The organism is Amycolatopsis sp. NPDC104863 (assembly GCF_055582965.1).
Genome location: NZ_JBVJOW010000001.1, coordinates 1,608,555 through 1,635,132 on the forward strand (window position 1 = coordinate 1,608,555; position 26,578 = coordinate 1,635,132).

At 72.1% G+C, this 26,578-nt stretch carries 26 protein-coding genes; 11 read left to right on the forward strand and 15 right to left on the reverse strand.

The window, feature by feature from the left end; all coding sequences use genetic code 11:
• Positions 1-46 precede the first annotated feature (46 nt).
• The 5 genes from egtD to ACZ63J_RS07170 all read right to left on the reverse strand — a co-directional run bounded on the left by egtD (position 47) and on the right by ACZ63J_RS07170 (position 5,447).
• Positions 47-1,024, reverse strand: a complete 978-nt coding sequence (gene egtD, locus ACZ63J_RS07150; protein WP_465398448.1) for an L-histidine N(alpha)-methyltransferase — start codon at positions 1,022-1,024, stop codon at positions 47-49.
• Entirely contained in the window at positions 1,021-1,785 is a 765-nt protein-coding gene (gene egtC / locus ACZ63J_RS07155; RefSeq protein ID WP_465398449.1) for an ergothioneine biosynthesis protein EgtC, read from the reverse strand. The genes egtD and egtC overlap by 4 nt, the downstream gene beginning before the upstream one ends.
• 5 nt (positions 1,786-1,790) lie before the next feature.
• A complete protein-coding gene (egtB, locus tag ACZ63J_RS07160; RefSeq protein ID WP_465398450.1) occupies positions 1,791-3,134 on the reverse strand; it encodes an ergothioneine biosynthesis protein EgtB in 1,344 nt (447 codons plus the stop codon).
• On the reverse strand, positions 3,131-4,399 hold the full coding sequence (locus ACZ63J_RS07165; RefSeq protein WP_465398451.1) for a glutamate-cysteine ligase family protein: 1,269 nt from the start codon (positions 4,397-4,399) through the stop codon (positions 3,131-3,133). Before ACZ63J_RS07165 ends, egtB begins: the two co-directional genes overlap by 4 nt.
• 121 nt (positions 4,400-4,520) lie before the next feature.
• On the reverse strand, positions 4,521-5,447 hold the full coding sequence (locus ACZ63J_RS07170; protein WP_465398452.1) for a LysR family transcriptional regulator: 927 nt from the start codon (positions 5,445-5,447) through the stop codon (positions 4,521-4,523).
• A 121-nt stretch (positions 5,448-5,568) separates the two neighbouring features.
• Here ACZ63J_RS07170 and ACZ63J_RS07175 point away from each other — a divergent pair, with 121 nt between their 5' ends.
• A complete protein-coding gene (locus tag ACZ63J_RS07175) occupies positions 5,569-6,768 on the forward strand; it encodes a Glu/Leu/Phe/Val dehydrogenase dimerization domain-containing protein (RefSeq protein ID WP_465398453.1) in 1,200 nt (399 codons plus the stop codon).
• Positions 6,769-6,803: 35 nt separating this feature from the next.
• Here the strand turns inward: ACZ63J_RS07175 and pip are convergent, their stop codons facing one another.
• The 5 genes from pip to ACZ63J_RS07200 are packed head-to-tail and all read right to left on the reverse strand — an operon-like array spanning position 6,804 to position 10,970.
• On the reverse strand, positions 6,804-7,745 hold the full coding sequence (gene pip / locus ACZ63J_RS07180) for a prolyl aminopeptidase (RefSeq protein WP_465398454.1): 942 nt from the start codon (positions 7,743-7,745) through the stop codon (positions 6,804-6,806).
• 51 nt (positions 7,746-7,796) lie between these two features.
• Complete coding sequence (locus ACZ63J_RS07185; RefSeq protein ID WP_465398778.1) at positions 7,797-8,525, reverse strand: ESX secretion-associated protein EspG; 729 nt, start codon at positions 8,523-8,525, stop codon at positions 7,797-7,799.
• Between the two features lie 34 nt (positions 8,526-8,559).
• Positions 8,560-9,921, reverse strand: coding sequence for a WXG100 family type VII secretion target (locus ACZ63J_RS07190; RefSeq protein ID WP_465398455.1), 1,362 nt, complete (start codon positions 9,919-9,921; stop codon positions 8,560-8,562).
• A gap of 3 nt (positions 9,922-9,924) precedes the next feature.
• On the reverse strand, positions 9,925-10,560 hold the full coding sequence (locus ACZ63J_RS07195; protein WP_465398456.1) for a DUF3558 domain-containing protein: 636 nt from the start codon (positions 10,558-10,560) through the stop codon (positions 9,925-9,927).
• 14 nt (positions 10,561-10,574) lie between these two features.
• Positions 10,575-10,970 carry a hypothetical protein gene (locus ACZ63J_RS07200; RefSeq protein ID WP_465398457.1) on the reverse strand — a complete coding sequence of 132 codons (396 nt, stop codon included), beginning with the start codon at positions 10,968-10,970 and terminating at the stop codon, positions 10,575-10,577.
• Between the two features lie 185 nt (positions 10,971-11,155).
• On the opposite strand from ACZ63J_RS07200, the gene ACZ63J_RS07205 reads away from it, so the two are divergent.
• The 6 genes from ACZ63J_RS07205 (at position 11,156) to ACZ63J_RS07230 (ending at position 17,916) form a co-directional block, all read left to right on the forward strand.
• Positions 11,156-11,737 (forward strand): TetR/AcrR family transcriptional regulator, encoded by a 582-nt coding sequence (locus ACZ63J_RS07205; RefSeq protein ID WP_465305244.1) that lies wholly within the window; start codon positions 11,156-11,158, stop codon positions 11,735-11,737.
• Positions 11,738-11,759: 22 nt separating this feature from the next.
• Complete coding sequence (locus ACZ63J_RS07210; protein ID WP_465398458.1) at positions 11,760-12,326, forward strand: TIGR03086 family metal-binding protein; 567 nt, start codon at positions 11,760-11,762, stop codon at positions 12,324-12,326.
• Between the two features lie 214 nt (positions 12,327-12,540).
• Entirely contained in the window at positions 12,541-13,878 is a 1,338-nt protein-coding gene (locus ACZ63J_RS07215) for a hemolysin family protein (protein ID WP_465398459.1), read from the forward strand.
• Complete coding sequence (locus ACZ63J_RS07220; RefSeq protein ID WP_465305250.1) at positions 13,875-14,918, forward strand: hemolysin family protein; 1,044 nt, start codon at positions 13,875-13,877, stop codon at positions 14,916-14,918. Before ACZ63J_RS07215 ends, ACZ63J_RS07220 begins: the two co-directional genes overlap by 4 nt.
• A complete protein-coding gene (locus ACZ63J_RS07225) occupies positions 14,915-15,796 on the forward strand; it encodes a 3-methyladenine DNA glycosylase (RefSeq protein ID WP_465398460.1) in 882 nt (293 codons plus the stop codon). Before ACZ63J_RS07220 ends, ACZ63J_RS07225 begins: the two co-directional genes overlap by 4 nt.
• 503 nt (positions 15,797-16,299) lie before the next feature.
• Complete coding sequence (locus tag ACZ63J_RS07230; protein ID WP_465398461.1) at positions 16,300-17,916, forward strand: hypothetical protein; 1,617 nt, start codon at positions 16,300-16,302, stop codon at positions 17,914-17,916.
• Here ACZ63J_RS07230 and ACZ63J_RS07235 read toward each other — a convergent pair.
• Both ACZ63J_RS07235 and ACZ63J_RS07240 read right to left on the reverse strand, forming a co-directional pair.
• Positions 17,913-18,689: an aldo/keto reductase gene (locus ACZ63J_RS07235; RefSeq protein WP_465398462.1), complete on the reverse strand. Its 777-nt coding sequence runs from the start codon at positions 18,687-18,689 to the stop codon at positions 17,913-17,915. The genes ACZ63J_RS07230 and ACZ63J_RS07235 overlap by 4 nt on opposite strands.
• A gap of 52 nt (positions 18,690-18,741) precedes the next feature.
• Positions 18,742-19,551, reverse strand: coding sequence for a helix-turn-helix domain-containing protein (locus ACZ63J_RS07240; protein ID WP_465398463.1), 810 nt, complete (start codon positions 19,549-19,551; stop codon positions 18,742-18,744).
• A 172-nt stretch (positions 19,552-19,723) separates the two neighbouring features.
• Here ACZ63J_RS07240 and ACZ63J_RS07245 point away from each other — a divergent pair, with 172 nt between their 5' ends.
• On the forward strand, positions 19,724-20,083 hold the full coding sequence (locus tag ACZ63J_RS07245) for a nuclear transport factor 2 family protein (protein WP_465398464.1): 360 nt from the start codon (positions 19,724-19,726) through the stop codon (positions 20,081-20,083).
• Positions 20,084-20,136: 53 nt separating this feature from the next.
• On the opposite strand, the gene ACZ63J_RS07250 is transcribed toward ACZ63J_RS07245, so the two are convergent.
• Positions 20,137-21,291 (reverse strand): NAD-dependent epimerase/dehydratase family protein, encoded by a 1,155-nt coding sequence (locus ACZ63J_RS07250; RefSeq protein WP_465339697.1) that lies wholly within the window; start codon positions 21,289-21,291, stop codon positions 20,137-20,139.
• Positions 21,292-21,429: 138 nt separating this feature from the next.
• On the opposite strand from ACZ63J_RS07250, the gene ACZ63J_RS07255 reads away from it, so the two are divergent.
• The gene (locus ACZ63J_RS07255) at positions 21,430-21,927 is read left to right on the forward strand and encodes a GtrA family protein (protein WP_465339698.1); all 498 of its coding nucleotides are present in this window, start codon (positions 21,430-21,432) and stop codon (positions 21,925-21,927) included.
• On the opposite strand, the gene ACZ63J_RS07260 is transcribed toward ACZ63J_RS07255, so the two are convergent.
• On the reverse strand, positions 21,857-24,031 hold the full coding sequence (locus ACZ63J_RS07260) for a glycosyltransferase (protein WP_465398465.1): 2,175 nt from the start codon (positions 24,029-24,031) through the stop codon (positions 21,857-21,859). The two genes, ACZ63J_RS07255 and ACZ63J_RS07260, sit on opposite strands and share 71 nt — an antisense overlap.
• Positions 24,028-24,975, reverse strand: a complete 948-nt coding sequence (locus ACZ63J_RS07265; protein WP_465398466.1) for an NAD-dependent epimerase/dehydratase family protein — start codon at positions 24,973-24,975, stop codon at positions 24,028-24,030. The genes ACZ63J_RS07260 and ACZ63J_RS07265 overlap by 4 nt, the downstream gene beginning before the upstream one ends.
• 130 nt (positions 24,976-25,105) lie before the next feature.
• Here ACZ63J_RS07265 and ACZ63J_RS07270 point away from each other — a divergent pair, with 130 nt between their 5' ends.
• Complete coding sequence (locus ACZ63J_RS07270; RefSeq protein ID WP_465398467.1) at positions 25,106-25,774, forward strand: hypothetical protein; 669 nt, start codon at positions 25,106-25,108, stop codon at positions 25,772-25,774.
• A 69-nt stretch (positions 25,775-25,843) separates the two neighbouring features.
• Complete coding sequence (locus ACZ63J_RS07275) at positions 25,844-26,578, forward strand: helix-turn-helix transcriptional regulator (protein WP_465398468.1); 735 nt, start codon at positions 25,844-25,846, stop codon at positions 26,576-26,578.

Genomic DNA, 26,578 nt, shown 5'->3' on the forward strand with positions numbered 1-26,578 from the left:
CAGCCACGGCTTCGTGCCGACGGCCCGGGCCAGCGCCCGGAGAGGATTAGCCACGCACAGATCTTGCCAGGCTCACCCCGAACCGCTGCTGGGAGTCGGTCCACCACCGCTCGAGCGCGAACCCGGCCGCGGCCAGCTCGGCTTCGACCCCGGCGGGCCGGAACTTGGCCGAGATCTCGGTGCGGATGTGCTCCCCTTCGGCGAAGGCCACCGTCAGGTCCGCGCCGGGGATGTCCACGGTCAGCGCGCGCGGCGCCCGCAGGCGCATCTCGATCCACTCGTTCTCCGCGTCCCAGTGCGAGACGTGCTCGAACTCGTCCGGGTCGAAGTTCGCGCCGAGCCGGGTGTTGATCACCCGCAGCACGTTCTTGTTGAACTCGCCCGTCACACCGGCCGCGTCGTCGTACGCGCGCTCGAGCACGCCCGGGTCCTTCACCAAGTCGGTGCCGAGCAGCAGCCACTCCCCCTCGGCCAGGACCTCCCGCACCGACCGCAGGAACGCCGTGCGGTCGGCGGGCAGGAAGTTGCCGATCGTGCCGCCGAGGAAGGCCACCACCCGCGGCGGCCCGCCGGGCAGCAGGCCGAGGTGCTGGGTGAAGTCGCCGACAACCCCGCGGACCGTCAGACCCGGGTAGTCCTTCGAGATCGCCTCGGCGGCTTCGGCGAGCGCGGACTCGGAGACGTCGAGCGGGACGAACGCTTCGAGCGTCCCGCCCGCGGTCAGCGCGTCGAGCAGCAGCCGGGTCTTCTCGCTCGACCCGGACCCGAGCTCGACGAGCGTGTGCGCGCCGGTCAGCTCCGCGACGTCACCGGCGTGCGCGGCCAGCACCTCGCGCTCGCTGCGGGTCGGGTAGTACTCCGGCAGCTGGGTGATCTTCTCGAACAGCTCACTGCCGTCGGCGTCGTAGAACCACTTGGGCGGCAGCCACTTCTGCGCGGCGGTGAGCCCGGCGACGACGTCCGCGCGCAGCTCCGCGGTGACGGCGTCGCCGGAACGGTGGTGGTCGAGATCGACTTCGGTCATCGGGACAGGCCTTCCAGGTTCAGGGGAAGCAGTTCGACGGGCCGGCCGCGCCGGACGCGCACCGCGTGGTGGTCGGGAACGGGATTCCAGCGCGGATCGCCGTCACACGGTTCGGACGCCAGCAGCACACCCGTGGGTGTCTCCAGCACCGACAGCGCGTGCGTCCAGGTCGTGCCGATCAGCGTTTCGCCGTCGGTGAGCAGGAAGTTGAGCCGGGAGCCGGGTGCGGCCGCCTCGACGGCGGTGGTCAGCCCGGCCACCGCCGTCAAAGGGTCTTCCCCGGCCGCGAGCCGGGCCCGCAGCAGGACCCAGAGCACAACCGAGTCCGTCGGCGCCTCCAGGGTCAGCAGCTCGGTGACCGGCAGGGTCTTGGCCAGTTCGGCCAGCGAGTCCGGGAAGCCGCGGACGACGCCGTTGTGGCTGAACAGCCACCGGCCCGTGGTGAACGGCGCCGCGGCCGCCTCGGTCACCGGCAGGCCGGTGGTGCCGTTGCGGGCCGCGGCGACGAACGCGTGCGCGGTGAGCGCCGCGGCCAGCGGCGGCAGCGACTCGTCCGTCCACAGGGGTGTCGAGCGACGGTGCCGCAGGGGCACCGCGCCCGGTTCGAGGTACCAGCCGAGCCCGAAGCCGTCGGCGTTCACCGTGCCGCCGCCCCGCATGTCCGCCGGGGCGTAGGACTGCACCAGCAGCGAATGCGGCGCGCGGAAAACGGCCTCGGCGGGGGAAACGGGCTCGCCGAGGTAGGCGATGTGCCTGCACATGGCGCCTAGCCCACCTCGCTCCGGGCCGCGTCACGTGCCGTGCGGAAGCCGGCGAAGATCTGCCGCCGGATCGGGTAGTCCCAGTTGCGGAACGTGCCGCGGACCGCCGCCGAGTCGGTGCCGAACGAGCCGCCGCGCAGCACCTTGTACTCCGGCCCGAAGAACACCTCCGAGTACTCCCGGTACGGGAACGGCGCGAAGCCCGGGTAGCCGTGGAAGTCCGTGCTCGTCCACTCCCAGACGTCGCCGATCAGCTGGTGCACCCCGGTCGGCGACGCGCCGGCCGGGTACGCGCCCGCGGGCGCCGGGCGCAGGTGCCGCTGGCCCAGGTTCGCGTGCTCGGCGCCCGGTTCCTCGTCACCCCAGGGGAAGCGCCGCGACCGGCCGGTCGCCGGGTCGAACCGCGCCGCCTTCTCCCACTCCGCTTCGGTGGGCAGCCGCCGGCCGGCCCACGCGGCGTACGCCTCGGCCTCGTGGAACGAGACGTGCACCACCGGCTCCTCGGCCGTGACGCGCTCGTAGACGCCGAACCGGGTCCGCCACCAGCCGTCCTGTTCCCGCTGCCAGAACCGCGGGGCGGTGACGCCGCTCTCGCGCAGGTAGGCCCAGCCGGCCGGGCTCCACCACCGCTCGTCGTCGTAGCCGCCGCTGTCGAGGAACTCGGCGTAGGCCCCGCACGTGACCGGCACCGTGTCCATCCAGAACGCCTCGACGGCCGTCTCGTGGGCCGGCCGCTCGTTGTCCAGCGCCCACGGCTCGGCCGACGTGCCCATCGTGAACACCCCGCCCGGCACCAGCACCTCCGCCGGCAGCGAGCCCGACCGCGCGGGCGGTGGCTCCGGCGCGTGCAGCACCGGCTCGCCCGTGCGCAGCTGGTGGGTGGCCAGCATGGTCTCGTCGTGCTGCTGCTCGTGCTGGGTGATCATGCCGAACGCGAAGGCCCGCTCGGTCAGCCGCCGCCCTTCCAGCGGCGCGTGTTCCAGCACGTCGAACGCCTTTTCACGGACCTGCTTGACGTAGGCCCGCGCCTCCGCCGGGCCCAGCAGCGGCAGCTCGGGCCGGTCGGCCCTCGCGTGCTGGAAGGCGTCGTAGATGTCGTCGATCTCCGGACGCAGCGGCTCCCGGCCGCCCACGTCGCGGACCAGCCACAGCTCCTCCTGGACACCGATGTGCGCCAGGTCCCAGACCAGCGGCGACATCAGCTTGGAGTGCTGGCGGACGAGGTCCTCGTCGTCGACCGCGTCGGTCAGCGCGACGCTGCGGGCCCTCGCCCGCGTCAGCGCCTCCGCGGCCCGGGCGCGCAGGTCCTGCGCGCTCAGCTCGGAAAGTGCGTCGGCCTCGGTGCTCATGCGTTGCTCCTCGATCGGTACGCGCGCCCCTGCACGCTCTCGCTGATCTCGGTGATCGACTGTTCCGTCAACCCGGTGGCCGCCAGCTCGGCGCAGCCGAGGTCGGCCAGCGCGGCCGCGGCGGCCGCGAGCTCCGGGTCGGCGAGGCCGGCCCGGGCCGCCGTGGTCCACCGGCCCGCCACCGGCGCGCACAGGTCGAGGACCTTGTCCACAGTGGACGGACGGGCGAGCAGCGCCGTGACCAGGGCCACCGGCGGCAGCCACTGGCCCGGCGGCTGCGCGTCGAGGTACCGGATCTCCAGGTACCCCTGCGGGCGGACCGGGGTGAACATCGTCGTGAGGTGGTAGTCGAGGTCCGCCGACGTCGGCTTCGGCAGCAGGGCGCCCGCGCCCCTGCCGTCGATCCAGTCGCCGAAGGTCAGCCCTTCCGGCGCGTCCCACGGCCGGTTGCCGCGCGGCAGCACCATCAGCGGGGTGTCCATCAGGCGCGCGGCCCACTCCGCCGCCGGGTCGCGCGCCACGCGGGCCGTCCTCGTCCGGACCGCCTCGGTGTCGTGCACCGCGAGCCAGCGGGCCGAGGCGAACCCCGTGTCCCGCCCCGCGTGGACGCGGGAGTTGGCGAAGAGGGCGAGCAGCGGCGGCCCCATCGCGTGGGCGGCCGCCCAGCGGAACGCGTACTGGTCGGCCTCCCCCGCGTCGACGCACACCTGCAGGCCCGCGGTGCTGCACATCATCGTGAGACCGCCGGGCCCGATCGGCGCGAACCGGCGTTCCATGGCCGCGTACCGCGGCGTGCGCAGGAGCCGGCTCGGCGCGCGGTGCGCGTCGATGCCGGATTCACCGAGCTGGAGCCCGTGGCGGGCGAGGAGTTCACCCAGGTGGCGGAGATCGGCCGAGACGGCTGCGTCGAGCTCACGCAGTGTGGCCTGGGGAAGGGCGGAGACTTCGACCTGGCACCCGGGTTCGAGACTCACGGGGTTGCCGGCCGGGAGGGGCGTGGCGGGGCTGTCGGGGCGGAGTGTCCGCGGGGTGTGCGGACCCAGCGCCGTGGCCAGGAGATCGGGATCGAGCGGTCTTGCCGGGTCGTCGGCGTGGTGCACGGTGAACTCCAGCTCGACGCCGGTCAGGCGCGGTGGTCCGTGCTTGAAACACACCGATGCGACGTACGCCTCGCCGGCCGCGCGGTCCGCGAGGACCCGCGCGGTCTGGTTGGACGCACTCCCCGACTTCTCGGGGAAGTCGTGCACCGTGGATGCTTCCGTCATGTCCGTTCCTTGTTCCGTGTGATGGAACTTCTTGACTTCGGACGCTACACGCGGGGTACGACAAAATCAGGGCTCGTCCTGCGCAGCGGGAGCCGATCACCACTTCGTAAGAACTCCCGGATCAGGGCAAAGCGGACTCGGTGCCCAGACCGAGCTCGGCCGCCGACGCCCGGACGGCCTCGATCACCAGGTGCAACGCGGGCCGGCGGAACGCGGTGCGCCGGTAGGCGATCGACACCGTCCGCAGCAGCGGCGTGGTGAGCGTGACGACGTCGATCCCCGGCGGCCGCAGCAGCCGCAGGCCCAGGTCGGAGACGAGGGTGACGCCGAGGCCGGCCCCGACCATCGCCATCGCCGTCGACTGCTCCTCGACCTCGTGGTTGATCTTCGGGGCGAAGCCGTGGCGCTTGCAGGCCGTCCGCATCGCCCGGCCGAAGTGCGACTTCGGGCTGGCCAGGATCCACGGGTGCTCGGCGAGCTCGTCCAGCGACGCCGACCCCGACGGCACCGCGCCCCGCGGCACCGCCGCGTGCAGCCGCTCCACGGCCACGACCGCGCGTTCCAGCCCGCCGTCCCAAGCGGTCGGGGCGTCCGAATAGTCGATCACGAACGAGAGGTCGAGCGTGCCGTCCCGGACCGCTTCGGCGGTGTCCTCGGGCGCCAGCTCGCGGGTCCGCACCTCGATGCCGGGGTGCTCGCCGGCGAGCGCCGTGAGGGCCGTCGGCAGCAGTCCCGAGGCCACCGACGCCCACACTCCGGCCGTCAACCGGACCGTTCGGGCGTCCTGCGCCTCCTCCAAAGCGAGGGTCGCCCGTTCCACCGAACCGAGGATCTCCTCGGCGTGCTCGGTCAGCAGGGTGCCGAGCTCGGTCAGCTGGACGCGCCGCCCGAGCCGTTCGAACAGCTTGGCGCCCACGTCCCGTTCGAGCTGTGCGAGCTGCTGGGACACCGCCGAGGCGGTGTAGTGCAGCGCCGCGGCGGCCGCCGTGACGGTGCCCCGGCGGTGCAGCTCGCGCAGCATCCGCAAGCGGTGCAGCGAAAGCTCCATACACCAAACCTAAACGAGATCGTGCAGCAGCGTTAAATGGACGCGAGGACCACCCGGGGCGCACTCTCGTGGAGGCGGTCGGCGAGACCGCCCCCGACTTCCCTGGAGGTGAGTGGCCCCGATGACCCCCCGCAACGCCGAGCCGCTGATGCGACTCACGTGGACCGATCCCGTCACCGGCGCGCACGGCTACCTGGTCGTGCACAGCCTGGTCTCCGGCGTCGCCACCGGGGGCACCCGGATGCGGGCGGGCTGCACGATGAGCGAGGTCGAGGACCTCGCCCGGGGCATGGCCAACAAGACCGCCACGTTCAACCTGCCGGTCGGCGGGGCCAAGGGCGGCATCGACTTCGACCCGAAGGACCCGCGTGCCTTCGACGTCCTGAAGCGGTTCTGCGCGTTCCTGCGGCCGTGGCTGGACGCCCACTGGGTGACCGCCGAGGACCTCGGCGTGCCCCAGCACCTGATCGACGAGGTGTTCGCGGAGCTCGGCCTCGAGCAGTCGTACCACGCGGCGATCCGCCGTTCGGCCGATCCCGCGCGCACGCTGCGCCGGGTCCAGGCCGGCCTCAACGCGCCGGTCCCCGGCGGGCTGCTGCTCGGTGACGTCGTCGGCGGCTACGGCGTGGCGCAGGCGTGCCTCGGCGTCGCGGCGGCGTGGGACTGGGACGTGCGCGAGACGACCGTCGCGATCCAGGGCATCGGCACCATGGGCGGCGGCGCGGCCTGGTACCTGCACGAAGCCGGGATGAAGGTGGTCGCGGTCGCCGACGCGGCGGGCACGCTCTACGACCCGGTGGGGCTCGACGTCCCGGCACTGCTGGAGCTGCGCGACCGCTTCGGCGAGGTCGACCGCTCCCGGCTGCCGGCCGGGGTCCGGGTGCTGCCGCGCGAGACGATCGTCGGGATCGACGCGGACGTCTTCGTGCCGGCGGCGATCTCCTACGCGCTGCGGCCGGACAACGAGAACCTGGTCAAGGCCAAGGTCGTCGTCGAAGCGGCCAACGCGGCGACCACCCCGGAAGCCGAAGCGGCGCTTTCCGCGCGCGGAGTCGCGGTGGTGCCGGACTTCGTCGCCAACGCCGGCGCGGCCGCCTGGGCGTGGTGGCTGCTGCTGGGCGAGGTCGGCGCCGACCCGGCCGACTCGTTCCTGCGGCTGCGCACCGAGATGCAGGCCAAGGTGGCGCTGCTGCTGACCGAGTGGAACATGGACCGGCTGCCGCTGCGCATCACCGGGCTGCGGCTGGCCGAGACCACCCGGGCCCAGCGCGCCGAAGCGGCGCTGACGCCGGAAGGCGAGCCGGCGCTGCTCATCCCGTGAGCCGGCTCGGAAGCCCCGCCCGGGGCTTCCGCCCGTCAGCGGGCGAAGCGGTCGGTCGCGCCGACCAGGACGTCCTGCATCGACGCGTCCTGCGTGCTGTGGCCGACGTCGCCGAGCAGGACCAGCTCGCTGGCCGGCCAGCCGCGGTGCAGCAGCCAGGGCGTGCCGACGATGTTGCTCGTGTCGAGCACGCCCTGCGCCAGCACCGCCGGGATGTCGGCGAGCTTGCCGAGCTCGCGCAGGATCTCGCCGTCGGGCAGAAAGGCCCGGTTGCTGAAGTAGTGCGTGACCAGCCGGGCGAAGCAGAGCCGGAAGGCCGGGTCCTCGAAGGACTTGTGCGGGGGCACGCCCGGAAGCATCGCGTCCTCCCAGGCGCTCCAGTCGTCAGCCGCCTTGAGATGGACCGCCGGGTCGGGATCCATCAGCAGCCGGTGGTAGGCGGCGGACAGGTCGCCGTCACGCTCGCTCTCCGGCACTCCCCGGCGGAACTTCTCGAACGCCTCCGGGAAGTACGCGCCGAGGCCGCGGATCAGCATCTCGACTTCGAGGAACCGGTCGGTGGCGAGGCCCATCAGGACCAGTTCGCTGACCCGTTCGGTGTGCCGCAGGGCGTAGGTCAGGCTCAGCACGCACCCCCAGGAACCGCCGAGCAGCAGCCACTTCTCGATCCCGAGCCGGGTGCGCAGCAGCTCGAAGTCCGCGACGAGGTGGTCGGTCGTGTTCGCGGAGAGGTCAGCGACCGGCGCGCCGGCGTGCGGGAGGCTGCGGCCGCAGCCGCGCTGGTCGACGAGCACCACCCGGTACTTCGCCGGGTCGAAGTACCGGCGGAGGTTCGTCGAGCAGCCCGAGCCCGGGCCGCCGTGCACGACCAGCGCCGGCTTGCCGTCCGGGTTTCCGCAGATCTCCCAGTAGATCTCGTGCCCGTCACCGACGTCGAGCAGGCCGTGCTCGTACGGTTCGATCTCGGGGTACAGCATCAGCGCGTCCTTCCTGCCCCACGGAATACAACAGCGCTGTCACATTAGCGGTCAAACGAGGGCGCCGGCCAGCTCCATGAGCGTGTCGGCCAGTTCACGCGGGCCCGCCGGCCCGATGTGGATGACCGCGTCCTCGCCCGCGCCGGAGGTGTAGCTGAGGTAGCGGCCCCAGTCCGTGTCGGCGTAGTGCAGGGGCTGCTGCAGGCAGGTGTGCCGCCCGACGTCGTCACGGCGGCCGACGTAGAGCTCCCCGCTGCCCTGCACCGGCCGCTGGACCAGGCTGATGACGTCGGCGATCGCCGGGGCCAGCGGGTAGGCGTCCTGCCCGAGGCGGGCGGCCTCGGTCAGGTCCGCGACGCGGACCGAGCGCGGGTGACCGCCGCCCGGGCCGACCGGCGGCAGCTGCTCGACGAGGGACTCGGCGAGCCGGTTCCGGTCGATCTCCTGCACGCCGACGTGCGTGCCGTCGGAGACCGCCAGGATCGCCTGCAGCCCTTTCGCCGCCGCCAGCACGCCGTAGGTCTGCCCGTCCGCGCCGACCCAGCCGTAGAACTCCCGCGCCGGGTTCACCAGCAGCGGCAGCCAGTCGAGGAAGTCGACGGTGGCGCGGCCGCGCGCGTCGACCAGGCCCGCCTCCGCCAATGCGGCCTCGACCCGCTTGTCCGCTTCGTCGCGCTCCGCGTCCGAAAGCCACAACGGCTCCGGACGCAGGGTGATGTGCAGCTGCCCGACCTGTTCGCGCTCGGCCAGTGCGGCCAGCGCCTCGACCGGAACGTCCACCCGGCCTGTGACCACGTCCACCCGCTTACTCGCTCTACTCGCCGATGACCGGCGGGCTGGTCCGCTGGTCGGTGCCGAAGATCGCGTCCGGGTCCGCCTCGATCAGGAAGTCCGGCCGCTGGTGTTCATCATCTTCCTCACCCTCGCCCCGGCGGCCGCCGGCACCCATGGGTCCCATCTGCCCGGAGCGCCCCCCGGCCGACCGCGCGGCGGCGGCCTCCGCGGCGGCGGCGTTGCCGAGACTGCCCATGCCGGACCCGCGCCCGCTGCCGAGCCCGCGCTCCCCCGCGGCGCCGGCGCCGCTGCCGGTCCCGCCGCTGCCGCCGCCCCCGATCGGGCGACCATTGGAGTCGAGCAGCCGCCCGCCCGCCGAGCCACTGCTCGGCCCGCGGCCGCCGGTGCTCGAGTACGGGTCGTTGCCGAAGGTGTTCGAGTAGTTGTTGCCGCCGCCCCCACCGCCGGTGTTGGTCGGGTAGAAGTCGATCCCGTCGGTGCCGACGGGCGTCTTACCCGGCCGGTCGGTACTCGGCGGAAACGGCCGCGTCGTGGTCGGCCGGGTGGTGCTGGTCGGGCGCGTCTCGTCCTCGGACCGCGGGACGACGACCGGCCGGTTCGGGTCCGTGGGCCGGTTCGGGTCCGTGGGCCGGTTCGGATCGGTGGGCCGGTTCGGGTCCGTCGGCCGGTTCGGGTCCGTGGGCCGGTCGGTGCTGCCGGGCTTGTCGGGGTTCCCGGTGTGGGTGGTGTCGACGCTCGTGGTCGAGGTGTGGTCGTCGTCGCCACCGGGCGGGTTCGGCTTGAGCTCGTGTTCGTTGATGATGAGCGGCCTGATCGGCGGCGGGCCACCACCTCGGTTGACGGAGATCGCCGCGCCGTCGGACTCCAGCACGCCGTAGTCGGTGGGGAGCGCCGACCGGGTGCTGTCGGTCGCGCTGCTGTACTGGTCCATCACGCGGACGTTGGTCTCGTTCGCCGCGTTGTACTTCGCCATGCCCTCCTGGTAGTTGTCCAGGTCGTTCTGAGCCATGAAGGGCCCGGCGATCGGGACCGCGGCCTTGAGGCCGATGCTCCAGGGACTGGGCTTGTCCGGCTTCGGCGGCACCTGGACGACGGTCTTGCTCGAGTCCTCGAACACCGCGGCCTGGGTCTTGACCGAGTCGGTGGTCGCGTCCAGGGGCGCCGCACTGTCCCGGAAGGCCATCTCCATGGGGCCGGCGCCCGCGTTCGCCGCGTCCGCCGCGTCGCCGCTCCAGGAGTTCACCATGCGTGCCTGCAGCGCCTTGATGCTCGCGCCGTGCTCCATGTAGGACTCGGACAGCTGCCGGACCGTGTCCGCCACCTGCTGGAGCCCTTTGGTGTCACCCTGGGTGAAGTTGTCGAAGATCTGCTTGCCGTCCACTCGTCAAGCCCCCTTGAGTGTCTTGATGATGCCCGCGGCAACCTGGTTCGCCGCTCCGCAGGAGTCGTCCTGCCCCTGGTAGCCCTGGGCGTACACGTCGAACGTGAGATCGTCGGCGATGCCGACGTCCATCCCGCAGTTACCCCTCGGCCGTTCGTCCACGATCCCCCAGTAGACGGCCGGATAGCCCGCTACGTCCGGAGCGCGCTCGAGGTACCGGATGAAGGTCTTGTTCTGGTAGCCGTTGTAGATCCCGGCCAGGCCACCGGCTCCCCGATCACGGTTCCCCGTCCCGAGTGTCACGGACACGCCGATGCCTTCACCGCGCAGCTTCCACGAGCAGGACGGGCCCGCCTGGGTGAACGGCGAGTCGCCCTTCGCCTCGAAATCCCCCGGGTCGGTGTAGCGCAACGGCGCGAGAACGTCCTGCGGGACGATCGCGCAGGTGTCGGAGACGTACTTGCTCACGTCCAAGGGAGCAGCGACCTTCGGCACGTCCGGATCCGCCGACGGCGCGTCCGACGCCGACGATCCGGTCGTCGACGGGGAGGCCGTGCCGCCGGTCGTCGTGGTGCACGCGGTCGCGAGTCCCGCGGCGACGGTCACGAGAGCCGCCAGGACACCCAGTTTGCTTCGCAACAAGTTCGGCTCGCCTATGCCTTGAAGGTGTCGGACAGGTCCTGGTCGGTAACCACGGTCTTCGACTGCGCGGCCTTGAGCTTCTTGATGTAGTCCTGCGCGTACTGCCGCATCGACGTGTTCTGGTTGAGCAACGCGAGGATCGAGTCGGAGCTGGTCGATGCGAAGCTTCCGCTGGCGGGGTCCTTGCCGGGCGCGGCTCCGCTGACCACGAGGAGGTGCTGGATCTTGTTGCCATCGTCGGTGATCTTGTCCAGGACGTCTTCCCACTGGCCGATCACCGCGTTGAGCTCGTCGGGGTCCATCTTGAACTGGCCGCCCTTGCCCCCGCCGCCGTACACGCGGCCCAGGCCGGTCAAGGCGTCACCCCAGAGCGCCTGCGCCGCCTGCCCGGCTTCGCCGATGATCACGTCCCGCACCTGCCCCTCAGTTCACCCACCGTGATGATGCAGAGACTAGCCAACTGTCTCAAGCCGTGTCAGCGAATCGCCGCAACGTTCCGACGATGGGGGCCGGGGTCCGGTTCCCGGCACTCCGGGTCACAGTACGTACGTACGGATTGCGAGAAGCCGGTCCGCGGTGCCAGGATTTCAGGATGCCACGCGTAAGCCAGGATCACCTCGACGCACGACGGCGCCAGATCCTCGACGGCTCGCGCGTGTGCTTCGCCCGCTACGGCTACGAAGGTGCCACAGTCCGGCGCCTGGAGGAAGCCACCGGCCTGTCCCGCGGGGCCATCTTCCACCACTTCCGCGACAAGGAGTCGCTCTTCCTCGCCCTCGCGGAGGACGACGCCGTCCGGATGGCCGACGTCGTCGCCGAGCAGGGCCTCGTGCAGGTGATGCGGGACCTGCTGGCCGGCGGCGACCACCCGGCCGACTGGCTGGGCACCCGCCTCGAGGTCTCCCGGCGGCTGCGCACCGACCCCGAGTTCCGCGGCCGCTGGGCCGAGCGGTCCGAGCAGCTGACCACGGCGACCCGGCTGCGCCTGCTGCGGCAGCGGGAGGCCGGGAAGCTGCGCGACGACGTCGACGTCGACGTGCTCACCGCCTTCCTCGAGCTCGTCCTCGAAGGACTCGTCTCGCACCTGGCCATGGGACTACCGGCCGCCGGGCTCGGGCCGGTGCTCGACCTCGTCGAGGAAACCGTGCGGCGGCACCGGCCCGGCACGGCCTGATCCGGCGTGGTCCAATGGCCGCGTGGATCTTCTCGAGGCGCACGGCCAGGCGTTGCGCGCCTTCGGCGACGCCGTGCACAGCGCCGCGACCACCGACTGGGACCGCCGGACGCCGTGTACCGAATGGACCGTCCGCGCCCTGGTGAACCACGTCGTCGCCGAGCAGCTGTGGGCGCCTTCGGTGCTCGCCGGCGCCACCCTCGACGACGTCGGTGACCGCTTCGACGGTGACGTCCTCGGCGAAGACCCGGTCGCCGCCTGGGACGCGGCCGCCGAGGCCGCCCGGGAGGCCTTCCTCGACGACGGGGTGCTCGAACGCGCCGTGCACCTCTCCCACGGGCTCGTGCCGGCCCGCGAGTACGGCTGGCAGATGACGGTCGACGCCGCCGTGCACGCCTGGGACCTCACCACCGCGCTGGGCCGGCCCGGACCGGTCGCCGAGCCGCTGGCCGAACGGCTGCTCGACGTCGTCCGGCCGTGGGTGGACGACTGGCAGGGCCTCGGCCTGTTCGACCCGCCGGTCGCGGTGCACCGCGGGGCGGGGGCGGCCGCCCGGCTCGTCGCCCTGCTCGGACGCGAACCGCGCTGAGCCACCGGGTCAGGTGAGCGCGCCGACACACCGGAACTGCCGCGACAAGCGCCAAGAACACGTTAAGATTGCGACATCTTCGCAGTACACGCCCATTCACTACTAGGAGTGACCGTTTCGTGCGCGCAGCGCCGTCACCTGGTGACAGTACCGAGCCGGGTGACCGACCCGGCTGTCCGATAGGTTCATCCCCCGCCGCCAGGGCGGGTGCGGAATGACCCAGATCCTCTTCGCCGTGCTCGGCGTCCTCCTCTTCGTGCTGCTGACGGTCGGCACCGGGCTCGCCGTCGCGGCCGAGTTCTCCCTGACCGCGCTCGAGCGCAGCACGGTGGACGCCAACGTCCGCCAGGTCGGCGACCGCCGGGCGTTGACCGTCCAGAAGGCCCACCGGACGCTGTCGTTCCAGCTCTCCGGCGCCCAGGTCGCGATCACGCTGACGACGCTGATCACCGGTTACCTGGCCGAGCCGCTGATCGGCGAGCTCGTCCGGCCACTGCTGACCGGCATCGGCCTGCCGACCGGGTTCGCCGAGGGCGCTTCGATCGTGCTCGCCCTGGTCATCGCCACCTCGCTGTCGATGATCCTCGGCGAGATGGTGCCGAAGAACCTCGCGATCGCCCGGCCGCTGCCGACCGCGCGCGCGGTCGCCGGCTACCACTCACGGTTCTCCGCGCTGTTCCGCTGGCTCATCACGATCATGAACAACAGCGCGAACTTCCTCGTCCGCAAGTTCGGCGTCGAGCCGCAGGAGGAGCTGCGGTCCGCGCGCTCGCCGCAGGAGCTGGGCTCGATCGTGCGGTCCAGCGCCGAGAGCGGCACGCTCGACACGTCCACCGCGGAGCTGCTGGACCGTTCGCTGCGGTTCGGCGAGCGCACCGCGGAGGAGCTGATGACCCCGCGGGTGCAGCTCGAATCGCTCGCCGTGGGCGACACGATCGAGGACCTCATCGACATCTCGCGCCGCACCGGGTTCTCCCGGTTCCCGGTACACGCCGAGGACCTCGACGACGTCCGCGGCGCCGTGCACGTCAAGCAGGCCTTCGCCGTGCCCGCCGCCGAGCGCGCCGCCGTGCCGATCGGCTCGGTGATGCGGCCGGTGCCGACCGTGCCGGAGTCGCTGCCCGGCGACGACCTGCTCGACCGCCTGCGCGACTCGCGCTTCCAGCTCGCGATCGTCGTCGACGAGTACGGCGGCACGGCCGGGCTCGTGACGCTGGAGGACGTCGTCGAGGAGATCATCGGCGACGTCCGCGACGAGCACGACGACCGCGAAGCGCCGGCTTCGCAGCAGGTCGGCACCGACAGCTGGCTGGTCTCCGGCCAGCTGCGCGCCGACGAGATCACCGACGTCACCGGGTTCCGGATGCCCGACGGCGACTACGAGACCATCGCCGGGCTGATCCTCGAACGGCTGGGCAAGATCCCCGCCGAAGGGGACGCCACTGAGGTCGACGGCTGGCGGCTCACGGTGACCACGATGGACAAGCGCCGGATCGCCGAGGTCGAGGTGGCCCCGGTCCGGGCGCCGGTGGAAGCCGAGGTGGCCTCGTGAGCGACTGGTTGAACATCGCCCTCGTGGTGGTCCTGCTGCTCGCCAACGCCTTCTTCGTCGGCGCGGAGTTCACCCTGATCTCCTCGCGGCGGGACAGGCTCGAAGCGTTGCTGGAGCAGGGGAAGACCCGCGCGAAGATCGTGATCAACGCGAGCAAGCACGTGTCGCTGATGCTGGCCGGCGCACAGCTGGGCATCACCATCTGCTCGCTGCTGCTCGGCCGCCTCGGCGAGCCCGCGATCGCGCACCGGCTGTCGGCGTTCTTCGACCTGCTGGGCCTGCCCGAGACGCTGCTGCACGCGGTTTCGTTCGCCATCGCGCTGGCGTTCATCACCGTGCTGCACGTCCTGATCGGCGAGATGGTGCCGAAGAACCTCGCCATCGCCGAGCCGGAGAAGCTGGCGCTGTGGCTGGTGCCGGTGCACGTCGGCTGGGTCAAGCTCGCCAACCCGTTCATCTGGCTGCTCAACTTCGTCGCCAACTCGCTGCTGCGCGCGGTGAAGGTCGAGCCGAAGGACGAGCTGGAGACGGCCTACACGTCCGACGAGCTGGCCGAGCTGCTCAGCGAGTCGCGCCGGGAGGGCCTGATCGACCAGTCCGAGCACCGGCGGCTCACCCAGACGCTGTCGTCGGTGCAGAAGACGGTGGCCGACGTGCTGGTGCCGACGGCCGAGCTGACCACGCTGCCATGCGGGCCGACGGTCGGCGACGTCGAGCGGGCGGTGTCGTCCACCGGCTTCTCACGCTTCCCGGTGTGCACCGACGACGGGCGGCTGACCGGCTACATCCACGTGAAGGACGTCCTCGACCTGGCCGGCCACGACCCCGCGACGATCGTGCCCGCGGCGAAGACCCGCGCGCTCACCGAGCTGCGGGCCGACGCACGGCTCGACGTCGCGCTTTCGGCCATGCGCAAGGAAGGCAGCCACCTGGCGCGGGCGCTCGACACGGGTGGGAACGCCGTCGGGGTCGTCGCCCTCGAGGACCTCGTCGAGGAGTACGTGGGCACGGTGCGCGACGGAACCCACGTCGGCGCATGACCGCCGTCGAAGTGCTCGCCGAACCGGACTGGCTGGCCCGGGAGGCGGCGCACGCCGAGCGGATGCGGAGGTGGACGGTCCCGCACCAGGAGCGCCGGTCGCGGGGCGAGAAGCACCCGGTGCTGGACTTCCTGTTCACCTACTACTCGTACCGGCCGTCGCACCTCGAACGGTGGCAGCCCGGGCCCGGCGTCGCGCTCGCCGGGCCCGCGGCGCGGCGCTTCCTGGATCGCAAGGGCTACGTCTCGACGCCCGACGGCGTCCGGCTGGATCCGTCGGGAGTTCCCGAAGGAAAGAGGCGGACGGCGGAGTTCGTCCTCGGCCTGCTGACGGCGACGGCGTCGCGCTCCCCGCGGCTGAACTGCTTCGGCCTCCACGAGTGGGCCATGGTCTACCGCGAGCCGGCGGATTCGGTGCGCCACGACCAGGTCCCGCTCCGGCTCGGCTCCGCGGGCACCGACGCGGTGGTGGAGTCGCTCGACATCCGGTGCGGGCACTTCGACGCGTTCCGCTTCTTCACCGGACCGGCGCGGCCCCGCAACGAGCTGACGCCCACGAGGGAGACGCAGGTCGCACTCGAGCAGCCGGGGTGCCTGCACGCGAACATGGACCTGTTCAAATGGGCGTACAAGCTCGACCCGTTCGTGCCCGCGGAGCTCGTGGCGGACTGTTTCGAGCTGGCGGTCGAGATCCGGACGCTCGACATGCGGGCCAGCCCGTACGACCTGGCCGGGCTCGGATATCCGCCGGTGCGGATCGAAACCGCCGCGGGAAGAGCCGAATACGCCCGCTCCCAGGGCGGTTTCGCCCGCCGGGCCGCGCCGGTGCGTCATCGCCTGATTGCGCTTTGCCATCGCCTGGTCAGCGCAGCACCCTGAGCGCGGGCAACTGTGAGTCAGATTATTCTCTCTCCGATACTCACCTGTTAGGGTGATAACGGTTTGATTGCATCGCAGCGCGTGCTTGGCATGCGCTCACCCCCGAAAGGATGACGATGGGGCGACACGCACGGGACGAGGAGCCGGTGCCGCACCCTCAGGACCGCACGCCGCGCGAGGGCCGGCCGGCCACCCCGGGCCCCGGCGAAGCCTCGGGTTCGTACCCGGCCGCTCGTCGTGGCGAGGCCTCCGGCGCCTCTCGGACTCCCAAGCGCAGCTCCATCTCCGAAGCGTTCGGCATCGCGGGCCGCGGCGCCTCACGGGCTCCCGGTCGAGGCGAGGCTTCCGGTTCTTATCCCGTCACCCGTTCTGGTGAAGCATCTGGCTCGTACCCTGTGGCCCGTCCCGGTGAAGCTTCCGGCTCCTACCCCGCGGCAGGTCGCGGTGCGGCCGCCGACGCCCAGCCCACTGGACGCGGCGAGGCCTCGGGCAGCTACCCGGCTGTGAGCACCGGTTCCCACCCCGCCGGCCGCAGCGAAACCTCGGGCAGCTACCCCGTGGCGAGCCGCGGTGCCGCCGCCGCCCCGCTTACCGGCCGCAGCGAAGCCTCCGGCAGCCACCCCGCCGCGGGCACCGGGTCCCATCCCACCAGCCGCGGCGAAGCCTCCGGCAACTACCCGGCCGCGAGCACCGGTTCCCAGCCCACTGGACGCGGCGAGGCCTCGGGCAGCTACCCGGCCGCGAGCACCGGATCCCACCCCACCCCTCGCGGGGAAGCCTCCGGCGCGTACCCGGCCGTCCGCCGGGGCGAAAGCTCCGGCTCCTACCCCGTCGCCGGTCGCGGCGAGACCACTGGCGCCCACCCCACCGGCCGGGGCGAGGCCTCCGGGAGCTACCCGGCCGCCCGTCGCGGTGAAAGCTCCGGCTCCTACCCGGTCACGGCTCGCCGCGATGGCGCCTACCCGGCCCGTCGCGGTGAAGGTCCCCGCGGCGCGGTGCAGAACGAAACCGCGGCCGAGCGAACCGAGGTCATCACCCGGCACGGTGAGGCCTCCGGCAACTACCCGATCACCGCGCGCAGCGACCAGTCCGGCTCCTTCCGCACCGTCGGCCGCGGCGAAGACCCGAGCCGCGAAGACACCGCTTCCCGCGGCGAAGGCACCCGGTCGCGCCGGAACCCCGCCGGCGGTGACACGCCCCAGACCACCGGCCGCCGCGAAAGCGCGCGTGCCGCCCGCCGGGCCGCGAACGGCGAAGACGGCACCGCCTCCCGCCGGAGCCGCGGCCGCAGCGAGAACACCGGTCCGCACCGGACCGCCGGCGCGAGCGAGCCGACCGGCTCCCACCGCACCGCGGGCGCCAGCGAATCCACCGGATCCCAGCGCGTCGCCGCCGCGAGCGAAGCCACCGCCTCCACTCGCGTCGCCGCCGCGAGCGAGTCCACCGGCTCCCACCGCACCGCCGGCGCCGGCGAATCCACCGGCTCCCACCGCACCCTCGGCAAGGGCGAGGCGACCGGCTCGCACCGCATCGTCGGCAAGAAGGCCCCCCGCCGCCGGATCGCCGGGTGGCCCATCGCCTGTCTGGTGCTCGCCGCCCTGATCGGGCTCGGGGTGGTCGGGTGGAACTGGGCCGACAGCGAGCTCAACAGCCGCGCCGAGGCCCAAGCCGCCAGTTGCTCCACCGGCACCTCGCACATGCGGATCATCGTCACCCCGAGCGCGCAGAAGCCGCTCACCGCCGCGGCCGACCGGTGGAACGCCGCCGCCACCGTGGTGCACGGCCAGTGCGTGCACGTGATGATCGAAGCCAAGCCCTCGTCGCAGGTGCTCGACGCGCTGGTCGGCCGGTCCAACCTGGACGCCATCGGCGGTCTCCCGGCGGCCTGGCTGCCCGAGTCGTCGTACTGGGTCAGCGAGCTGACCACCAAGAAGCCCGAAATGATCGGCTCGCCCGCCCAGTCGGTGGCGAACGCCCGGTCGGCGGACTACCCGTTCATCGGGCTCTCGGGCACCGGCATCGACGACACCGTGCTGCGCGCCGCCCAGACGTTCCGCGAGTTCCTCGAGCAGCCCGCCCAGCAGGCGGACTTCGCCGCCGCGGGCATCAAACCGGCCTAGACGCGGGTGCCGTTGTCGAGCTCGGCCACCACGGCGAGGTCGTCGTCGGCCAGCTCGAAGTCGAAGATCCCGAAGTTCTCGCGGATGCGGGTCGTGGTGGCCGACGCCGCCACCGCGACCGTGCCGTCCTGCAGGTGCCAGCGGAGCACGATCTGGGCCGGTGTCTTGCCGTACTTCGCCGCGAGCGCGGTGACCGTCTCGTCCGCCAGCAACGCGCCGTTCGCGGCCGGGCTCGACGCGGCCGTGACGATGCCGCGCTCGGCGTGGAACTCGCGCAGCGGCAGCTGCTGCAGCCACGGGTGCAGCTCCACGACGTTGACCGCGGGGACCGCGCCGGTGGCGTCGGCCAGCCGGCGCAGCTCGGAGACGCCGAAGCCGGCCACGCCCACCGCGCGGACGCGGCCGTCGGCGCGCAGCCGGCTCAGCGCGCGCCACGTGTCGGTGAACGAGCCCTGCGTGCCGTCCAGCAGGCACAGGTCGGCCTGGTCGACCTGGAGCGCGGCCAGCGCGTCGTCGGCGGCGCGGCGCGCGGTGTCGTAACCCCGGGCGGGCACCTTGACGCTGAGGAAGAGCTCCTCGCGCGGCACCTCGGCCGCGGCGAGGGCCGTGCCCACCGCCGGCGCGGTTTCGGGTGAGGTGTCGATGCCGCGGTAGCCGGTGTCGAGGGCGATGCGGACGGCCCGGCCGGTTTCGGCCGGCATCAGCCCCGCGACGCCGAACAGCAGCTGCGGGATGCGGACTCCGTCGGACAGGGCGAGCGAAGGAACGGCCATCTACCGCTGAACCTCACTTCGGGTGCTGCTGCGCGGGGCTTCCGGAACCCCATCATTCCACCCGGGCGGCCCGCTCGCGCAGATAACCGGCCGTCGCCGGGTCGGCCGGGAAGAACGACTCGATCACCAGTTCCGCGACGGTGATGTCCAGCGGGGTGCCGAAGGTGGACACCGTGCTGAAGAACGTCAGGTCGACGCCCTCGTGGCAGAACTTCAGCGGCACGAAGATGTCACCCGGTCCGGGGACCTCCACCTCGGGCACCGGCTGATCGCACGGATAGCCGCGCAGCTCCTCCAGGAGGTCGGCGAGCCCGGGGTCGGCGGTCTGGCCCACCTGCCGCCGCAGCCGGCCGAGGAGGTGGGCCCGCCACTCCCCCAGGTTCACCACGTGCGGGGCCATGCCGTCCGGGTGCAGGGTCGCGCGCAGCACGTTGGTGGTCAGCTCGGGCGGGATCCCGGCGACGAACAGGCCGGTGGCGGCGTTCGCGTCGACGAGGTTCCAGTTCCGGTCGACGACGGCGGCCGGGTACGGCTCGTGGCCGGCGAGCAGCAGTCGCACGGCCTGCCGGACGGAGCTCATCTCGGGGTCCCCCAAGGCGTTCTCGGTGTAGGCCGGCGCGTACCCGGCGGCCAGCAGCAGCCGGTTGCGCTCCCGCAGCGGCACGTCGAGGTGCTCGCCGAGCCGCAGCACCATGTCCCGGCTCGGCTGGGAGCGACCGGTCTCCACGAAGCTGAGGTGGCGGGTGGAGATGTCCGCCGAGATCGAAAGGTCGAGCTGGCTGATCCGCCGCCGGTCGCGCCATTCCCGCAGCAGCTCCCCGACCGGCCGCTGCCGCGCGGCCGCCTGCACCGTAGTCGTCACCCGGGCGACGCTACGGCGATCACCGGGCCGCTGCCATTACTTCCGGGGTAATACCCGCGGCGGCGCGCCCGCATTACCTCCCGCGTAATCGACGGGCGGCCGCGGCCGCGTCAGAGTCGTGCTCAGCACCGGGACGACAGAAGCCGTTGTCCCCCAACCGAAGGAGCACCCCATGACCGACGTCCGCACCGTCGTGGAGCAGTACATCGCCGTCTGGAACGAGACCGACGACACCAAGCGCCGGGAGCTCATCGCCGGCCTCTTCACCGAGGGCGCCGGGTACACCGACCCGCTCGGGGCCGTCACCGGGCACGACGGGATCGACCAGTTCGTCGCCGGCGCGCAGCAGCAGTTCGCCGGGCTCACCTTCAGCCTGCCCGCCGACCCGGACGCCCACCACGACCTCGCGCGGTTCCACTGGCACCTCGGCACGCCGGGCGCCGAGCCGGTCGCCATCGGGTTCGACGTCGTCGAGCTCGAGGACGGCCGGATCACGAAGGTGCACGGCTTCCTCGACAAGCTGCCGGGCTGAAAGAACGGCGTGCGGGCTCCCGGGCAGGGGAACCCGCACGCCTCCCCGCGGTGTCAGCTCTTGAGCGCGCCCCGCCAGCGCACGGTCGGGCGCAGCTTGTCCGGGTTCACCCGGTGCTTGTTGGCGCCCACGATGTCGAACATCGACTCGATCAGCGTGTCCGACAGCAGGTGCGGCTCCAGCCCGAGGCCGACCAGCCCGGTGTGCTTCACGTTGTAGTAGTGCTCCGGCGCCTCGGTGCGCGGGTTCTCCAGCTGCTCGATCTGCACCGGGCCGGGGAACCGCTCGGCGACGAGGTCGGCGATCGCGGCCACCGACATGCTCTCGGTCATCTGGTTGAAGACGCGGAACTCCCCCGCCTCGGCCGGGTTCTCCACGGCGAGCCGGATGCACTCCACGGTGTCGCGGATGTCGATCAGGCCGCGGGTCTGGGCGCCCTTGCCGTACACGGTCAGCGGCTGGCCCAGCACCGCCTGGATGACGAACCGGTTCAGCACCGTGCCGAACACGGCGTCGTAGTCGAAGCGCGTCGCCAGACGCGGGTCGAGCGCCGTCTGCGGGGTCTGCTGGCCGTACACGACACCCTGGTTGAGGTCCGTCGCCCGCAGCCCCCAGGCGCGGCAGGTGAATTCGATGTTGTGCGAATCGTGGACCTTGGTCAGGTGGTAGAACGACCCGGGCCGCTTCGGGAACAGCACCCGGTCCGCGCGCCCGTTGTGCTCGAGGTCCAGCCAGCCTTCTTCGATGTCGACGTTCGGCGTGCCGTATTCGCCCATCGTGCCCAGCTTGACCAGGTGGATCGCCGGATTGATCTCCGCGATCGCGTACAGCAGGTTCAGGTTCCCGATCACATTGTTGTGCTGGGTGTACACCGCGTGCTCGCGGTCGATCATGGAGTACGGCGCCGACCGCTGCTCCGCGTAGTGGACGACGGTGTCGGGCGCGAAGTCGCGCACCGCGCCGAACAGGAACTCCGCGTCCAGCAGGTCGCCCTCGTAGCTGGTGATCTCCCGGCCGGAAACCTCTTGCCAGGCCGCGATCCGGTCGGCCAGGGACTCGATCGGGACGAGGCTTTCGACGCCCAGTTCGACGTCGTACCCACGGCGGGCGAAATTGTCGAGAACGGCTACCTCGTGGCCTTTGTCCGATAAGTGCAGCGCGGTCGGCCAGCCCAGATATCCGTCACCGCCGAGAACCAGCACACGCATTGTGCCGCCTTTCCTGCTCGTTTACGCCCCCCGACGCTATCGATCACCTGCTGATGAAGACCTGGCAATAGGCTGTGAATCTCCTATGCGTAGGGGACCCGGACGGCGGCGCGCCGAGCCCGCGGGGAGGATGGGGGCATGACGACCGTAACCAACGGCGTGCGGCCTCGCACAACGGAGAAGACCCGCCGCCGGGGCTGGGCCCGGCTGGCGCGCGCCGCGGCGACGTCGGTCGCGGCGACGGTCCTCAGCCAGGTCGTGCTGCTCGCGGTCCTCGCCACCGGCGGCGCGGCGGCCCTGGCGAGCACGCTGGCCTGGGCGGCCGGCGCGGTGCTGAACTTCGTGGTCACCCGCCGCTGGGTGTGGGGCCGCACCGGACGCCCGCGCGTCCGCCGCGAACTGCTGCCCTACCTGGTCGTGATCGGGCTCGGCGGGCTGGCGTCCATCGGCCTGACGACGCTGGCGGGCTCGCTGCTGACGCCGCTGGACCTGCCGCACTTCTGGTGGGTCGTGCTCGTCGACGGCGCGTACGTGGCCAGCTACGCGCTGGTGTTCGTCGTCAAGTTCACCCTGCTCGACCGGCTCGTGTTCGGCCGCGGCGCAGCACGTACCCCCGCCACCACGTCCCCGTCATGACCCGGGCGTAGTTCGCGCCGTAGACGAGGCTGCCGCCCTTCTTGCTCTTGCCCGCCTTGCGCAGGCGCATGCTCATCGGCAGCTCGACGACGCGGGAGCCGCGCGCGGTCACCCCGAGCATCAGCTCCGACGACTGGTACTGCGGCTCGTTGAGCGGCACCGAGCAGGCCAGCTCGGCCCGCATCGCGCGGAAACCGAACGACGTGTCGGTGATCCGCCGCGCCGTCAGCACCGACGCCAGGACCGCGAACACGCGCACGCCGAGCCACCGGACGCGGCTGTCGGCCTCTTCGTGCCCGAGCCTCCGCGACCCGGTGACGAAGTCCGCGGTGCCGTCCACGACCGGGCTGACCAGGGCTTCGAGCTCGCTGTTGTCGTACTGGCCGTCGGCGTCGGTCGTCACGACGTACTCGGCGCCGGCCTCGGCCGCGAGGTGGTAGCCGAGCCGCAGTGCCGCGCCCTGGCCGCGGTTGCGGGGCGCGACGCAGACGTACGCGCCGTGTTCCTCGGCGATCTCGGCGGTGGTGTCGGTGCCGCCGTCGACCACCACGAGGACGTCCACGCGCATGCCGAGGCACTGGTCCGGCATCTTCTCCAGGACCTCGCCGATCCCGCCGGCCTCGTTGTAGGCCGCGATGACGACGGTCAGCGGGGCCAGCGTCAGGTCCGGGTGCCGGCCGCGGAAGTCGTCGAGCGCGCCGATGTCGACGTCGTCCGGGAACGCGGCGAGGCGTTTCCGGCTGGCCGAGGTCAGCGTGGTGAAGCCGAGCGCGCCGGCCAGCGGGAGCAGGACCAATGCGGGGATCTGGTAGCGCCAGGAGAACTGGAAGACCGCCGAGGCGAAGAGCAGGACCAGCCCGCTCGACGCCGCGAGCAGCGCACCCGCCCGCGCCTTGTCCAGGGGCTTCTTGCGGCGGAACACCGTCAGCAGCCCCAGCAGCGCGCCGATGCCGAGCACCGCGCCCGGGACGTACCCGCCGCCGAGCTGGTAGTCGCGAAGGAACTTGGCCAGCGGCTGGTCGACGCTCGCGGTGACCCCGTCGTTCTGCTGCGTGACGAGGTCGATCAGCGACTGGTCGGCCCACTGCGGGTAGCTCAGCTGGAACTGCCACCGGTCGAGCGGGACGTCGGTCGGGTCCTGCTCGCGGGTCCAGGCGAAGCTCTTGGCGAAGTCGTTCAGGATCGCCGCGGCGACGTCGCCGGGCTGCTCCTTCAGCACGTCGATCGCGAACTCGTGCGCCAGCGCGGCCTTGTCCGCGCCGGGCGGCAGCGGGCCCGGCCAGTTGGGGTCGAGGTCGGCGTGGGTGTAGTTGTCCACCAGCCGCGTCTCGCGCGGCTCGGCCGGGCAGAACACCCGCAGCGTCGGGTCGAGGTGGAGGGCTGCGCAATCGGCGATGGCGGCCGTGCGGCCGTACAGCATGTTCCCCGACGGCCCGGTCAGGCCCCATTTGCCGGTCTCCGAGTGCACGCGCGCCGCGTAGGGCGCCAGCACGACCAGGAGCCCGAGCACACCCACGCCGGCCCGGCGCCAGCCCGCCCAGTGCCGCCACGCTCCCCCGGCGGCCACCAGGTAGACCAGCAGCGGCAGGGCCAGCGAGATGCCGATCAGGCGGGTCAGCACGGCGAACCCGACGAGCAGGCCCGCGAGCCCGGCTCGCTTCCACCCCGGAGCGCCCTTGCCGAGCAGCAGCCACAGCAGCCCGAGCAGGACCGCCTCGAAGACGACCTCGGACATGATGTTCTGCTCGATCTGCAGCTGGTAGGCGTCCAGCAGCACCGGCGCCGCGGCGAGCGCGCCGACCCAGGGGCGGCCGCCGAGGCGCAGCACCAGCGCGTAGACGCCGATCGCGATCAGCACACCGCCGACGTGCTGCACCGCCGCCACCCACGCGAGCCCGCCCACCGCCAGCAGCGGGCGCAGCACGAGGTCGTAGCCGATCGGGTCGAGCTGGTCGGCGCGCAGCGCGTGCAGGTTGTCGATGTAGCGGAACGAGTCGATGAACAGCAGCGCCGGCCGGTAGGCGAGCCAGGTCAGCACCCGGAGCGCGATCGCCGGGACGAGGAGCAGGAGCAGCAGCCAGTGCCGCCGGAGGAACGGCTTCACGGTGTCCCGTTGGGACGATCGAGGTTGGAGAAGTACTTCCACGCCGTGGCCAGGCCGTCGGTGAGCGAGACCGACGGCTCGTAACCGATCGTCTCCCCGCTGGCCGAGACGTCCACGACCACGGCGGGCATCTCCCCCGCCGGGGCCTCGACGTGCTCGACCGGCAGCTCGGCGCCGGTCACCTCGCGCACGGCCTCGACCATCTCCAGGACCGACACCGACCGCCCGGCGCCGACGATCGCGCGGCCCGAGTGGCCGCTCTCGAGGGCCAGCAGGATCGCGCGGACGACGTCGTCGACGTGCACGAGGTCGCGGCGCTGGCGGCCGTCACCGTAGATCCTGACCCCGGCGCCGGTCAGCGCGGCCCGCATCATCCGCGGCACAAAACTGTCCTTGTGGGACATTCCCGGGCCGTAGACGTTGGTGAACCGCAACGCACACGTGGTCATCCCGTACGCGCCGGCGTAGCCCGAGAGCAGCATTTCGCACGCCGCCTTGGTCGCGCCGTAGGGCGTCAGCGGCCGCAGCGGCAGGTCCGGCGTGATGGTCGCGGTGCCGACGTTCCCGATCACGGCGTTGGTCGAGGCGAGCAGGAACTTCGGCACCTCCCGGCGCCGGGCGAGCTCCAGCAGCTCCTGGGTGACCAGGACGTTGTCGGCGAAGGTGTCTTCGGGCAGCTCGACCGACTTCAGCACCGACGTCAGCGCCGCGAGGTGCACGATGCCGGCGGTCTCCCGCGTCACGGCTTCCTCGCGGACGGCCGCGTCGCGCAGGTCGCCGGTCACGACGCGGACGCCGTCGAGGTCCTCGGGGAACGGGACCCGGTCGACGACGGTGACCGGGACGCTCCGGTCGCGAAGGGCGCGCACGACGGCCCGGCCGATGAAGCCGCTGCCGCCGGTCACGACCACGGACGTCCGATCAGGACCGTGCGCACTCGCCATGGGCGTCAACCTACCCGCCGTCCCTGTGCGGACGCCGTGGGCCCGCGTACGCAGAAGTGCGTATGGCCGGCGGCCCCGCCGGGTTGGTGTCCTTGAGCGGTCAGACCGTCCCAGGGGAGGAAACCACACCATGAAACGACTCTTCACCGTTCCGGCGCTGCTGCTCGCATCACTCGCCGGCGCGCTCACGCTGGCCGCCGCGCCCGCCCAGGCGGCCACCACCGACGTCGGGGTCATCCCGGCGGGCCGGTCCTGCCCGGTCGGGACCGAGGCGATCGTCATCCGGATGGACGACGAGGACTCGGGCAACGCCAACTCGCGCGGTGGGTTCATCGGGGCCGTCAGCAGCACCAGCAACACGGAGATGTTCTTCTGCCGGGTCAACGGCACCGCGTTCCGCGGGGTCACGCAGTCCGGCTCGTTCCGGCCCTACGCGGTGCTGAAGCTGGGCGCGAACTGCCCGAACGGCTCCCAGGAGTTCTCGCGCCGGTTCGACAACGAAGACGACGGCAACACCAACTTCTCCTCCGGCAACATCTTCCCGAACGTGAGCGACAGCAACACGCTGCTGCGGTTCTGCCTCTTCGCGCCCGGGGTGGCCACGACGACGGCGTTCCCGAACGTCGGCTTCGGCTACCTCGTGTTCTCCGGGGTGGACTCGTCGGGCTTCTTCCACACCGATGACGAGGACGACAGCAACAACAACTCCTACAGCGCACCGGCCGGGATCAGCAGCATCGCGCAGTCGATGGTGAGCGCCGGCGCGAACACCACGCTGAACGTCCGGATCGCCCCGTAACGTCGGAGTTCGTATCTCCCTCGGCCCGCCCGGGTCTTTCTTCACCGGGCGAGCCGAGGGGGATCGGGAGTGAGCAGTGAACTGACGGCGCGGCACCTGCACCGCGCCCTCGAAGTGGCACGGGAGTTCCGGGCCGAGGGGCCGGCGGCCGGGCTGGCCGGGCTCGCCCGGCTCGTCGGCTGCGACTTCGCGTCGTGCACCAGCGCGGAGCACACGACCCGGCGGCTGACCGGCGCCGTGACCGACCGGCCGGAGCACAACCTGCTGCGCCACGCCGGGTTCCGGGCCCAGGTGTACCAGCACCCGGCGTTCGCGGCCCACCGCGACGGGCGGCTGCCGCTGGGGACGTCGGCGGCGTTGAGCGACCTGGCGGACCTGCGGACGCTGCGCGCGTTGCCGCTGTACACCGACTACTACCGCCCGCGGGGCACGGTCGACCAGCTGCTGTGCATCGTCCAGGTCGACGACCGGCACGGCCGCATCCTGACCTTGAGCCGTTCCCGGCCGGGGTTCTCGGCGCGGGACCGGGCCTGGGTCGACCTCCTGGCGCCGCACCTCGGCCAGGCGCTGGCCCGCGAGGAGCGGCCGCCGGTCCGGCCCCTCGCCGGTCCGGAGCTCACGCTGCTGACCACCCGCGAACGGCAGGTGGCAAGGCTCGTCGCGGACGCCGCGGGTGACCGGGACATCGCACGCCACCTCGGCATCAGCCCGCGGACGGCGCAGAAGCACCTCCAGCAGATCTACCGCAAGCTGGGGTTGACCAGCCGGACGGAGCTGCTGGTGCGCCTGGCAGCTTCGGCGTGA

Coding starts and splice junctions, on each gene's coding strand:
- egtD (WP_465398448.1), bottom strand. CDS start 1,024: ATGACCGAAGTCGATCTCGACCACCACCGTTCCGGCGACGCCGTCACC.
- egtC (WP_465398449.1), bottom strand. CDS start 1,785: ATGTGCAGGCACATCGCCTACCTCGGCGAGCCCGTTTCCCCCGCCGAG.
- egtB (WP_465398450.1), bottom strand. CDS start 3,134: ATGAGCACCGAGGCCGACGCACTTTCCGAGCTGAGCGCGCAGGACCTG.
- ACZ63J_RS07165 (WP_465398451.1), bottom strand. CDS start 4,399: ATGACGGAAGCATCCACGGTGCACGACTTCCCCGAGAAGTCGGGGAGT.
- ACZ63J_RS07170 (WP_465398452.1), bottom strand. CDS start 5,447: ATGGAGCTTTCGCTGCACCGCTTGCGGATGCTGCGCGAGCTGCACCGC.
- ACZ63J_RS07175 (WP_465398453.1), top strand. CDS start 5,569: ATGACCCCCCGCAACGCCGAGCCGCTGATGCGACTCACGTGGACCGAT.
- pip (WP_465398454.1), bottom strand. CDS start 7,745: ATGCTGTACCCCGAGATCGAACCGTACGAGCACGGCCTGCTCGACGTC.
- ACZ63J_RS07205 (WP_465305244.1), top strand. CDS start 11,156: ATGCCACGCGTAAGCCAGGATCACCTCGACGCACGACGGCGCCAGATC.
- ACZ63J_RS07215 (WP_465398459.1), top strand. CDS start 12,541: ATGACCCAGATCCTCTTCGCCGTGCTCGGCGTCCTCCTCTTCGTGCTG.
- ACZ63J_RS07225 (WP_465398460.1), top strand. CDS start 14,915: ATGACCGCCGTCGAAGTGCTCGCCGAACCGGACTGGCTGGCCCGGGAG.
- ACZ63J_RS07235 (WP_465398462.1), bottom strand. CDS start 18,689: ATGGCCGTTCCTTCGCTCGCCCTGTCCGACGGAGTCCGCATCCCGCAG.
- ACZ63J_RS07245 (WP_465398464.1), top strand. CDS start 19,724: ATGACCGACGTCCGCACCGTCGTGGAGCAGTACATCGCCGTCTGGAAC.
- ACZ63J_RS07250 (WP_465339697.1), bottom strand. CDS start 21,291: ATGCGTGTGCTGGTTCTCGGCGGTGACGGATATCTGGGCTGGCCGACC.
- ACZ63J_RS07255 (WP_465339698.1), top strand. CDS start 21,430: ATGACGACCGTAACCAACGGCGTGCGGCCTCGCACAACGGAGAAGACC.
- ACZ63J_RS07265 (WP_465398466.1), bottom strand. CDS start 24,975: ATGGCGAGTGCGCACGGTCCTGATCGGACGTCCGTGGTCGTGACCGGC.
- ACZ63J_RS07270 (WP_465398467.1), top strand. CDS start 25,106: ATGAAACGACTCTTCACCGTTCCGGCGCTGCTGCTCGCATCACTCGCC.